This window comes from Achromobacter sp. DMS1 (assembly GCF_001270295.1).
Window position 1 is genome coordinate 1 of the sequence record NZ_LHSJ01000113.1, and the last position, 12360, is coordinate 12360.

2 protein-coding genes and 5 pseudogenes are annotated in these 12360 nt (G+C 66.9%); 3 read left to right on the forward strand and 4 right to left on the reverse strand.

All coding sequences use genetic code 11. The features are described 5' to 3' along the window. From rfbG to AD428_RS28920, 4 genes and pseudogenes are all read right to left on the reverse strand, one after another. A pseudogene (rfbG, locus tag AD428_RS14405) lies at positions 1-720 on the reverse strand (CDP-glucose 4,6-dehydratase); the annotation flags it as partial. Beyond that, positions 705-1475: a glucose-1-phosphate cytidylyltransferase gene (gene rfbF, locus AD428_RS14410; RefSeq protein WP_053245624.1), complete on the reverse strand. Its 771-nt coding sequence runs from the start codon at positions 1473-1475 to the stop codon at positions 705-707. The pseudogene rfbG and the gene rfbF, both read right to left, overlap by 16 nt. Then, the gene (locus AD428_RS14415; RefSeq protein WP_053245625.1) at positions 1472-4870 is read right to left on the reverse strand and encodes a bifunctional class I SAM-dependent methyltransferase/glycosyltransferase; all 3399 of its coding nucleotides are present in this window, start codon (positions 4868-4870) and stop codon (positions 1472-1474) included. The genes rfbF and AD428_RS14415 overlap by 4 nt, the downstream gene beginning before the upstream one ends. A 339-nt stretch (positions 4871-5209) precedes the next feature. Next, positions 5210-6412, reverse strand: a pseudogene (locus AD428_RS28920) (flagellin); the annotation flags it as partial. A 36-nt stretch (positions 6413-6448) separates the two neighbouring features. Here AD428_RS28920 and AD428_RS14420 point away from each other — a divergent pair. From AD428_RS14420 to AD428_RS14430, 3 pseudogenes are all read left to right on the forward strand, one after another. Next, a pseudogene (locus AD428_RS14420) lies at positions 6449-7650 on the forward strand (efflux RND transporter periplasmic adaptor subunit). A gap of 14 nt (positions 7651-7664) precedes the next feature. Beyond that, positions 7665-10840: pseudogene (locus tag AD428_RS14425) on the forward strand (efflux RND transporter permease subunit). Continuing rightward, positions 10837-12304, forward strand: a pseudogene (locus AD428_RS14430) (efflux transporter outer membrane subunit). The pseudogenes AD428_RS14425 and AD428_RS14430 overlap by 4 nt, the downstream one beginning before the upstream one ends. Positions 12305-12360 lie beyond the last annotated feature (56 nt).

Consider the following 12360-nt stretch of genomic DNA (forward strand, 5'->3'; position numbering starts at 1 on the left):
ACCGGCCAGCGGGTCCAGCACATGCTGCCAGGGACGCACCGCCTGCGGCCGCCGGATTTCCAGCTCGCCGCCGTCGCGCCAGGCGCGCACGGCATCGGGCAGCAGGCGTCGGCGGACCAGTCGCCGCCGCCGATGACGTTGCCCGCGCTCGCGCTGGCCACGGCGAGGCCCTGTTCCGCCAGGAAGGCGTCGCGGTACGAGGCAATGACGAGTTCGCTGGCGGCCTTGCTGGCGCTGTACGGATCGTGGCCGCCCAGCGTATCGTTCTCGCGGTAGGGATGGGGCCATTCCCGGTTGAGATAGACCTTGTCGGTGGTGACCATGACGGCCACGCGCACGCCGTCCTGCCCGCGCAGCGCGTCCAGTACGTGCGCTGTTCCCATGACGTTGGCGGCGTAGGTTTCCAGCGGCTGCGCGTAGCCTTGCCGCACCAGGGCCTGGGCCGCCAGGTGCAACACGATCTCGCCGCGCGCGGCGCACGTGATCGCGCACGGCCCCGGCGTCGCGAATGTCGCATTCGCGGCTGTCGACGAGGGAGCCGATGCCGGCCTCCGCGTACAGGCTGGGCCGGGTGGCGGGAGGCAGGGCCAGGCCCGTCACGTCCGCGCCCAGCCGCCGCAGCCACAGCGCCAGCCAGCTTCCCTTGAAGCCGGTGTGGCCGGTCAGCAGGACCCGCTTGCCGCGCCAGAAGCCGGTGTCGGGTTTCACCACACCTTCCATGGCGCCTTGCCCGTGCTCCACAGCGATTCCAGCAGGTTCTTCTCGCGCAGCGTGTCCATGGGCTGCCAGAAGCCCAGGTGCTCGTAGGCATGCAGCTCGCCCCGGTGCGCCAGCGTTTCGAGCGGTTCGGCCTCCCAACTGGTGGAATCGTCCTGGATCAGCGGCAGCACGCTGGGCGAGAGCACGAAAAAGCCGCCGTTGATCAGGCCGCCGTCGCCGCGGGGTTTCTCGGTGAATCCCGTCACTTTGCTGCCCTCGCGGCGCAAGGCGCCGTAGCGGCCGGGCGGCTGGACGGCGGTAACGGTGGCGGCCTTGCCATGCTCGCGGTGAAAGCGGATCAGCGCGCTGATGTCGATGTCGGCCACCCCGTCGCCGTATGTGAAGCAGAACGCCTCTTCGTCCTTGACATAATCGGCCACACGCTTGAGGCGGCCGCCCGTCATGGTGTTCTCGCCGGTGTCCACCAGCGTCACGCGCCAGGGCTCGGCCTTGCGCTGGTGCACTTCCATGCGGTTGTCGGCCATGTCGAACGTGACGTCGGACATGTGCAGGAAGTAGTTGGCGAAATACTCCTTGATCATGTAGCCCTTGTAGCCGCAGCAGATCACGAAGTCGTTCACGCCGTGCGCGGAATAGGTCTTCATGATGTGCCAGAGAATGGGCCGGCCGCCGATCTCGATCATGGGCTTGGGGCGGGTGTGGGTTTCTTCGGATATGCGCGTTCCCAGCCCGCCGGCGAGGATGATGGCTTTCATGGTTGGCTCTCGCACCATTGCTTGAACATTTCCCGCAGCGCGGCCTCGAACTTGCGCGCAAAGCCCGGTTCGTCCATGAGCGGGCTGGCGCGCATGTCGTCGCGCAGGTCGGCGCGGATGCGCGCCAGCGCGGGCAGATCGCTGGCCAGGGCCACGACCTTTTCCACGTATTCGAGTTCGGTCTGGGCTATCCATTCGGAATGGCCCACGCCGTGCAGCACCGAGCTGCCGATCCGCCCCACGCTGGGCCGGTCCGCCAGGGTGACGTAGGGAACCCCCATATAGAGCGTTTCCACCAGCGTCACGCCGGAGTTGTGCGGAAAGCAGTCCAGGCCGATGTCCATGGAGCGCAGCAGGTCCCACGGAGGGCTGTGGCAGCCGATGAGCAGCCGGTCGGGCCGGATGCCCTGCGCGGCAAAGCGCGCCGCGAGGGCGTCGCGCATCGACTTGTCGCGGTAACTGTTGCTGTCCACGATCAGCCGCGCCTGCGGCAGCCGGCGCAGGATCTCGGACCAGACGCCGACCACCCGGTCGTTCATGCGGATGGCGCGGGTAAGGGTGCCCAGGGTGACGTAGCCATTCGCCAGGGCGGGCAGCGGGCTGATGTCGCCCATGCCTTGCCCCGGCCGGTAGACGAAGTTGGTGTCGGCCAGCCGCCAGGGCCGCTCGGCGAACAGGTTCTCGCTGCCCTCGGGGGCCATGGCCGCATCGCTCATGATGTAGTCGATGGCCGACACCCCGGTGGTGTATCCGAAGCCCAGCCAGGTCAGCGACACGGGCGCGGGCTTGCGCGCAAATACCGCGAGCCGGTTGCCCCCGGTGTGGCCGGCCACGTCGATCAGGATGTCGATGCCGTCGGCGCGGATGCGGTCGGCGAGCTGCTGGTCCGTCATGGCGGCCGTCGGCACCCAATGGTCGAAGTAGTTCTTGAACCGCTTCGTGGTGGCGTCTTCCGCCACCAGCTCGGCATAGGCCGTCACTTCGAACGCCGTGCGGTCGTGGTGGGCCAGCAGCGGTTCGATGAAGTAGTTGCCGGAGTGCTGCCGGAAGTCGGGCGATACATAGGCGATCCGGAGCTTGCGCCGCGTGTCGCGTGAATTCGTGTGGGGGCGCCAGGCGCTGCGCAGCGGCGCGCAATGGGTCTGGTCGTAGGCCCGGTAGGCCCGGAACACCTCTTCCGCCGTCGCCGCAGGGGCGTAGTTCATGACGAAGAGCAGGTTGGTGCTGGCCGTCAGCGACTTGGGAGCGTGCGCCACGGCGTCGCGCGCGGCCACGATGGCGTTCTGCACGTCGCCGCTGTCGATCAGGATCTTGGCGAGATTGGTGCGCGCTTTCTGGTGGCCGGCGTCGAGCGCCAGCGCGTTCAGGCAGGCGGTCTTGGCTTCGTCGTAGCGGCGCTCCGTGTTCAGGGCATCGGCCAGGGCGGAATGCGCGTGCGGGTTGTCCGGCGCGAGTTCCACCGCCCGGCGGCCCGCGGTAATGGCTTCGGACGTGCGTTCGAGCTGCGCCAGGCAGGTGGAAAGCACGATGTAGCCCTGGGCATTCAAGGGGGCGATGTCCAGCATGCGCAGCGCGGGCGGCAGGCCTTCTTGCGGGCGGTGCATGTTGCACAGGGCGACGGCCAGGGCTTCCCAGGCGTCGAAGAACCGGGGGGCCAGCTTGGCCAGCGCGCGCGCCAGCGTTTCGGCGTCGCCATAGGATTGCCGCAGCATGGCCTGGTTCAGCCGTTGCGCCTGGTTGAGCATGGCCGGTGACAGCACGAACGGCGGGCCTTCGTCCGGCGACGGGGCATCGAATGCCAGGCGCGCCAGTGCGCTGACGTAGAGCCCGGTGTAGTGCCCACGGCCCTGGCTCGCGTTCAGGCCATCCTCGAGGAGCCTGCGCCACGACCGGGCCGACCCTTCGTGAAGCGCGTAGCGCTTGAGCAGCGAGAGCACTTCCGTCACGGCGTAGGTGGAGGGCCCCGAGGTGCCCGTCTCGTCCACGATGCGCTGCAGCGGCTGTTCATCGGCCAGTTGCCGCAGGACGCCCAGCTGCTGCTCATTGAAGACCAGGTTCAGGGTTTCGTGCCACAGGTTGAAGAGCGGAGCGGACAGGCCGGGCGCGGTGAGGTTCGGAAGCGGGCGGAACGGTTCGTTATCGGCCCGGTCGTAGGGCCCGGGACCCAGGCTGTAGTGCGCCAGGTCGGCCTGCAGCAAGGTCTTGAGCCGGGAATCCAGCGCCCGGCGGAGCTCGGCATCGCCCTTGGGAGCGTCCGGCTGGCGGGCCAGGGTGTCGAGCAGGGTCTGATGAGACACCGTTCCGGGCCAGGCATGGCCGAGCACACCCAGCAGCGCCATCATGCTCCGGTCGGTGGTGGAAAGGCCGCGGCCGGTGTTCGTGACGTAACTGGCGCCGTCTTCCTGCCCATTGGCGCTCAGCCGGACCAGGCCGCTGGCCCACCGGAGGTCGGCCAGGCGTTCCAGGTCGGGAGCCGGCCGGATCTGGACCGCGCGCGCCTCCGGAACCAGCAGGCTCTGCCGGAACCCCCGGCCGGTGGCAAAATCGAGATACTGCTGGCGGACGGCTTTAGCCTGGCCCAGGGTCAGCAGGCTGTGGGACAGCGATACCTTCTGCCCGAACTCCAGGGGCACTTCGCTGAGCGGCATCGCGTCGCCCACATAAGACAGTCCGGCTTCGGCCGCCTTGTTCGCGAATTCGACAAAGTAGGCGGGGGAGCAGGCAAATGCGCGGAATGCGCCGCCGGACGCCAGCCCGCGCTGAAAGCAGGCGGCATTCGCGCCCAATGCCTGGGCGAGCGGGTTCTCCGCGGCCAGTCCTTCGGTGAACAACGTCAGCGCCGCCTGGGCGCTCGCCTTGACCTCCTCGTCGGTGCGGGCGGCGTGCGCATGCAGCAGCATGGCGTCGCGCATGACTTCCAGCGTCTTGGCGCCGGGGTAGACGTGGTGATCCACGTAGAGCAGGCCCAGCGCCGAGAGGGCGCGCCCGCATTGCTGCATCAGGGCAGCGGCCGCCTCGGCCAGCAAATAGCTGTATACGCCGGAAACGATGATGTAGTCGAACGGCCCCAGGTCTTCCGGCAGGGGTTCTCCCGGCTCGGCCAGGCGCAGCGCCACGTTCTCCAGCCGCAGGGCTTTCAGCGACGCGTTGGCCGCCTCGACGTGTTCCGCGCTGGAGTCCAGGCCGACGATCCGGGCGCCAGGGTAGGCCAAGGCGTGGGGCCACAGGCTTGCGCCGGTTCCGCAGCCCACGACCAGCACCTTGGCCGCCTCCAGGGGGGCGGTCGGGATTCCATAGAGATGGGCCGTGGCGCGCAGGTGCCCCGGCGAGAGGCTGGGGGCCGGATGCCCGGGTTCGGCTTGCGCCTGGCGTTGTGTATAGGCCGAATTCGACATGGCTGCATCAGGGGCGGACGTATGCCCGCAAGAAACGATGCTGGCATTCTAAGAACCGGGATCCTTCTTCATTTCCCGAATCAGCGTCGGAATTCCCCTCCAGTTTGAGCGACACCGTTCTCCGGCGGGAGGGAGCGCGCGACATGCCGCACGCCGTGCCCGCGATGCGGGTTGGCGGCTCCGAAGCGGGAGCGTTTCAGCGTCTCGAGGCGGGGGCAGATGCAAAAAACCCGCCGTGAGGGGCGGGTTGTCAGGCCGGAACGGCGCGAAGGACCGTGTCCGGCCTGGTTCGGAAGAAGAGGCGGGGAGCCTCCCTTCCGGCCTTGCCGTCTCTGCGGATTAACGCAGCAGCGACAGCACGGTTTGCGGCACTTGGTTGGCCTGGGCCAGAACCGAGGTGCCAGCCTGTTGCAGGATCTGCGCCTTGGACATGTTCGACACTTCCGTGGCGTAGTCGGCGTCCTGGATACGCGAACGGGCGTTGGACAGGTTGTTGACCACGTTGCTCAGGTTAGCGATGGTGGATTGGAAGCGGTTCTGTACCGCACCCAGCTCACTACGCAGAGCGTCTACACGGGAAAGTGCCGTATCCAACGTTTCCAGGGGATCTTCCGTCGCCATTTCCGATTTAGCAGCTGATTCCGTGATCAGCTTCGTATTGCCAGCTTCGGTTCGCGTGACGTACATCGTATTGGCGTTAGCGGCGGTCCCGTCTTTAACTTCGTCGCCCGCCGCAGTAGCGTGATACGTTGCCCCAGCGAGCTGCAGGGTGGTAGCACTATGCTTACCGCCTTGCAGATCGAGATCAGCAAGTGTTGCTTCACGATTGCTAACGGACGATTGGGTCGTCAGCGAACCGTTGACGGCAGAAGTATAGACGTTCGTGTCTGTTGCGAGGTTCGCGGTTCCCGCATTATCGGTCAGAGTAAAGGTGACTGTCTTGTTATCAATCTTTGCCGTTGCAACGCCGTTATGGGGCCCGGTCTGAGCGGTAGTCACGGTGAATTCCATGCCGTTCAGTTTGAACGTATCACCTGCGGATTTGTTAGTCATTGCCGTACTCAACGAGGTGGCCAACGCACTTGGCCCAGCCGTCGACGAATACGTAGCAGTACCGTTGCTAACATTCGCCGCAGTTACCAAGCTACCGTCCTTAGCACTTACATACAATTGTGCGGTGCCGGCTTTCACAACACCCGTGTCGATATCGACAGTTACAGGATCAGTTACCGGAGTAGCAGCGCCATTGGTAACGGTAAGACCGGTATACGTATGCGTGCCAGTCGCGCCTTGAGCAAGCAGATCGCCCACAGTCGCTTGACGAGCGCCGTCAATGCGGAATTCTTTAAGACCCAGCGACTGAGCGTCGATCTTCTTCAGGTTCACGGAGATCGTCTGATTGTCATTTGCACCAACTTGGATCTTCAGGGCGTTGTCGCTAGCCAGAACTTTCACGCCGTTAAATTGCGTTTGTTCGGAGACACGATTGATCTCAGCCAGACGCTGGCCGATTTCATCCTGGATCGACTTGAGATCGGCAGTAAAGGGGTAACTCTCTTGGAAATCGGAATGCAATCTATCAACAAGCACAGCGCCCTGTGGCGCAGCGCGGCCGTAGCGACGCTGACCGCAACGGCCCTGACCCTGGCCGCTTGCGGCAAGAAACAGGAGGCGGCCCAGGCGGGCAAGCCCCAGGTTACCGTCGTTACCCTGGCTACCCAGCCGGTTTCCCTCAGCACGGAACTGCCGGGCCGCACCTCGGCCTACCGCGTGGCCGAGGTGCGGCCGCAGGTCAACGGCATCATCCAGAAGCGCCTCTTCACCGAGGGCGGCGAGGTCAAGACGGGCCAGCAGCTCTACCAGATCGATCCCGCGCTCTATCAGGCCAGCTTCGACAGCCAGAAGGCCGCGCTGGCCCGCGCGCAGGCGCAGCAGAAAACCGCGGCGCTGCTCGTCGAGCGCTACAAGCCGCTGGTCGCCACGCGCGCGGTCAGCCAGCAGACTTACGACAACGCGGTGGCGGCGCGCGACCAGGCGATGGCCGATGTGCTGTCGGCCAAGGCCGCGCTGGAGACCGCGCGCATCAACCTGGTCTACACCAAGGTGCTGTCGCCCATCGAAGGCATCATCGGGCGTTCCACGGTCACCGAAGGCGCGCTCGTCACCGCCAACCAGAGCGCGGCCCTGGCCACGGTGCAGCAGATCGATCCCATCTACGTGGACGTGACCCAGTCCAGCGTGGAACTGCTGCGCCTGCAGAAGGCGCTGGCCAGCGGGCAGCTCAAGCGCGCCGAGGGCGAGCAGGCGGCCCAGGTGGCGCTGACACTGGAAGACGGCTCGCAGTACCCGGTGCCGGGCAAGCTGCAGTTCTCCGAAGTGACGGTGGACCCGAGCACCGGCTCGGTGCTGCTGCGCGCGGTGTTCCCCAACCCCGAGCACCGGCTGCTGCCCGGCATGTTCGTGCGCGCCCGGCTGGCCGATGGCGTGGACTCCGACAGCCTGCTGGTGCCCCAGCGCGGCGTCACGCGCAACCAGCGCGGCCTGCCCACGGCGCTGGTGGTCAACGCCGACAACAAAGTGGAGCTGCGCGAACTCAAGACCGACCGCGCCATCGGCGACAAATGGCTGGTCACGTCGGCCTGAAGGCCGGCGACAGGGTCATCGTCGAAGGTCTGCAGATGGTGCGGCCCGGCATTGAAGTCGTGGCCAACGAAGCGCAGGCCGCGGCGCCCACGTCCGCGCAATCGCAGGCCGGCGCAGCCGCCGCGAAGCAGCAGTAGTCAGGGAGCCTTGCATGGCAAAGTTTTTTATCGACAGGCCGGTGTTCGCCTGGGTGATCGCGATCGTGCTCATGATGGCCGGCGCGCTTTCCATCCTGCAGTTGCCGGTGTCGCAGTACCCCAACATCGCGCCGCCGGCCATCGGCATCTCGGTGACCTATCCGGGCGCCTCGGCGCAGACCGTGCAGGACACCGTGGTGCAGGTGATCGAGCAGCAGATGAACGGCCTTGACGGGCTGGAATACATCTCCTCGGAAAGCAATTCCGACGGCAGCATGAGCATCACGCTGACGTTCCGCCAGGGCACCAACCCCGACACCGCCCAGGTGCAGGTCCAGAACAAGCTGTCGCTGGCCCAGCCGCTGCTGCCGCAGGAAGTGCAGCAGCAGGGTATCCGCGTCACCAAGGCCACGAAGAACTTCCTCATCGTGGCGGGCTTCGTCTCCACCGACGGCTCCATGACCAAGGAAGACCTGGCCGACTACGTGGCCTCCTACGTCCAGGATCCGATCAGCCGTACGCAGGGCGTGGGCGACTTCCAGCTCTTCGGCTCGCAGTACGCCATGCGCATCTGGCTGGATCCCGACAAGCTGGTCAACTACAACCTGACCACTGTCGACGTGGTCAACGCCATCAAGGAACAGAACGTCCAGGTTTCGTCCGGCCAGCTCGGCGGGCTGCCCGCCGTGCGCGGCCAGCAGCTCAACGCCACCATCATCGGCCCCTCGCGCCTGCAGACGCCCGAGGACTTTGGCCGCATCCTGCTGAAGGTCAACGCCGACGGCTCGCGGGTGCTGCTGGCCGACGTGGCCCGCATCGAGCTGGGCGGCCAGACCTACGCCATCGACAGCTTCTACAACGGCAAGCCGGCTTCGGGCCTGGCGATCAAGCTGGCGCCCGGGGCCAATGCGCTGGACACCGCGCAGAACGTGCGCGACACCATCAACAGCCTGAAGCCGTACTTCCCGCCGGGCATGGACGTGGTCTACCCATACGACACCACGCCCTTCGTGAGCCTGTCCATCGAGGAAGTGTTCAAGACGCTGGTCGAGGCCATCGTCCTGGTCTTCCTGGTGATGTACCTCTTCCTGCAGAACTTCCGCGCCACGCTGATTCCGACGCTGGCCGTGCCGGTGGTGCTGCTCGGCGCCTTCGGCGTGCTGGCGGCCTTCGGCTACTCCATCAACACGCTCACCATGTTCGGCATGGTGCTGGCTATCGGCCTGCTGGTGGACGACGCCATCGTGGTGGTGGAGAACGTGGAGCGCGTGATGGCCGAGGAGGGGCTCACGCCCAAGCAGGCCACGCGCAAGTCCATGACGCAGATCACCGGCGCGCTGATCGGCATCGCCATGGTGCTGGCCGCCGTGTTCGTGCCCATGGCCTTTTTCGGCGGGTCGACCGGGGTGATCTACCGCCAGTTCTCCATCACCATCGTCTCGTCCATGGTGCTGTCCGTGCTGGTGGCCATCGTCTTCACGCCGGCGCTGTGCGCCACGCTGCTCAAGCCTATTCCCAAGGGCCATCACGGCACCAAGCGCGGCTTCTTCGGCTGGTTCAACCGCAAGTTCGAGGCCAGCAGCCACGGCTACGCCAACTCCGTGGCGCGCGGCCTGCACCGCACCAAGCGCCTCATGCTCATCTACGTGGTCATCGTGATCGCCATGGGCTGGATGTTCATGCGCATTCCCACGGCCTTCCTGCCCGACGAAGACCAGGGCATCCTGTTCGCGCAGATCCAGACGCGCCGGGCGCCACGGCGGAGCGCACCAAGCAGGTGATCGACACCGCCACCAAGTACCTGCTCGAAAACGAGAAGGACGCGGTCGCGTCGGTGTTCGCGGTCAACGGCTTCAACTTCGGCGGCCGCGGCCAGAACGCCTCGCTGCTGTTCGTCAAGCTGCGCGACTGGGAAGAGCGCACCGATTCGTCGCTGAAGGCGGCCGCGGTCGCCGCCCGCGCCAACGCCCATTTCCGGCAGACCATCCGCGACGGCATGCTGTTCGTGGTGCCGCCGCCCTCGGTCATGGAGCTGGGCAATGCCAGCGGCTTCGACTTCCAGCTCATGGACCGCGCCGGCGTGGGCCACGAGAAGCTGCTGGCCGCCCGCAACCAGCTGCTGGCCGAGGCGGCGCAGAGCCCGATGCTGGTGGGCGTGCGTCCCAACGGCATCGAAGACGCGCCGCAGTACGAGCTGAACATCGACCGCGAGAAGGCGCGCGCCCTGGGCGTGGCCGTCTCGGACATCGACGCCACGCTGGCCACGGCCTGGGGCTCGTCGTACGTCAACGACTTCATCGACCGCGGCCGCGTCAAGAAGGTGTTCGTGCAGGGCGAGCCGTCCGCGCGCATGCTGCCCGAAGACCTGAACAAGTGGTACGTGCGCAACCAGGAAGGCGGCATGGTGCCGTTCTCGGCCTTCGCCACCGCTAAATGGACCTTCGGTCCGCAGAAGCTCAACCGCTACAACGGCGTGCCGTCGTACAACATCCAGGGCCAGGCGGCGCCCGGCTACAGCTCGGGCGCGGCCATGCAGGAAATGGAGCGCCTGGCGGCCAAGCTGCCGACCGGCGTGGGCTACGAATGGACCGGCCTGTCGTTCGAAGAGCGGCTCTCGGGCGCCCAGGCCCCCGCGCTCTATGCCATCTCGCTGATCGTGGTGTTTCTGTGCCTGGCCGCGCTGTACGAGAGCTGGACCATCCCGTCCGCCGTCATGCTGGTGGTGCCGCTGGGCATCATCGGGGCGCTGGGCGCGACTTTGCTGCGCGGCCTGTCCAACGACGTGTACTTCCAGGTGGGCCTGCTCACGACCATCGGCCTGGCGGCCAAGAACGCCATCCTGATCGTGGAGTTCGCCAAGGAGCACTACGAGCAGGGCGCCAGCCTGACGGAAGCCGCCATCCATGCGGCGCGCCAGCGTCTGCGTCCCATCCTGATGACGTCCATGGCGTTCATTCTGGGCGTGGTGCCGCTGGCCATTTCCTCCGGCGCGGGCTCGGGCAGCCAGAACGCCATCGGCACCGGCGTGATCGGCGGCATGCTGACCGCGACCTTCCTGGCCATCTTCTTCGTGCCCGCCTTCTTCGTCGTGATGCTGCGCGTCTTCAAGGTGCAGCGCCAGAGCGAGCGCGGCGACAAGCACGCGCCCGCCGCCGAGGGTCCGCTGGGCGAGGAAGGACAACCGAAATGAATTACCCGATGAGAACTTTGTTGTCTGTATCCCTGGCGGCGGCCCTGGCGGGCTGCTCGCTGGCTCCGACCTACGAGCGGCCGCAGGCGCCGGTGGACGCGGCCTATCCCTCCGGCCCCGCCTATGCGCAGGCCGAAGGGCAGGGCGCGCCCGGCGTGAATGCCGCCGACATCGGCTGGCGCGACTTCTTCGCCGACCCGCTGCTGCAGCGGCTCATCGAGATATCGCTGGCCAACAACCGCGACCTGCGCGTGGCCGCGCTCAACGTGGAGGCCGCGCGGCGCATGTACCGCATCCAGCGTGCCGACCTCATGCCCAGCGTGGGCGTGGCGGCGCAGGAATCGGCCCAGCGCACGCCGGCCGACCTGTCCTACGGCGGCCAGGCCACCACCAGCCACAGCTACCAGGTGGGCGGGGCGCTGGCGTCCTGGGAGATCGACCTCTTCGGCCGCATCCGCAGCCTGAGCGACAAGGCGCTGGAAACCTACCTCGCGCTGGACGAGACGCGCACCGCCACGCAGCTCAGCCTGATCGCGGAAGTGGCCAACGCCTACCTCACCCTGCGCGCCGACCAGGAACTGCTGCAGCTCACGCGCGAAACGCTCAAGAGCCAGCAGGATTCATACGCGCTCACCAAGCAGAGCTACGACCAGGGCCTGTCCACGGCGCTGGATCTCAGCCAGGCCGAGGTGTCGCTGCGCACGGCCGAGCGCAACCTGTCGCTCTACACCCGCCAGGCCGCGCAGGACCGCAATGCGCTGGTGCTGCTCGCGGGCCAGCCGCTGCCGCCCGACGTGGCGGACGGGCTCGACCGCGCCGCCCGGCTCGACGACGGCATGCTCGCCGCGAACCTGCCCGCCGGCCTGCCGTCGGACCTGCTGGCGCGCCGGCCCGACATCCGCGCCGCCGAGCACCAGCTCAAGGCGGCCAACGCCAACATCGGCGCGCGCGCGCGGCGTCTTCCCCACCATCAGCCTCACCGGTTCGGCCGGCACCGCCAGCGCCAGCCTGGGCGGCCTGTTCGACGCGGGCTCGGGCGCCTGGAGCTTCACGCCCCAGATCACCATGCCCATCTTCGCCGGCGGCTCGCTGCTGGCGGGCCTGGACCTGGCCAAGGTGCAGAAGAACATCCAGGTCGCGCAGTACGAGAAAGCCATCCAGACGGGCTTTCGCGAAGTGGCCGACGCGCTGGCCGGCCGCGGCACCCTGAACCGCCAGATCTTCGCCGAGGAACAGCTCGTGGCCGCCAACCAGCGCTCCTACGATCTTTCCGAGCAGCGTTTCCGGCAGGGCATCGACGACTACCTCAGCGTGCTCGATTCCCAGCGCGCGCTCTACAGCTCGCAGCAGGTGCTGGTGAACACCCGCCTGTCGCGGCTCTCCAACCTCGTCACGCTCTACAAAGTGCTGGGCGGCGGCTGGAGCGAGCGCACCGTCAGGTCCGCGCAGGCCGAAGGCGGCTGACGGGGCAGGGCGGGACGCTCTGCGCGCCCGCCCCGCTCCCGAAGAGGCAAGAAAAA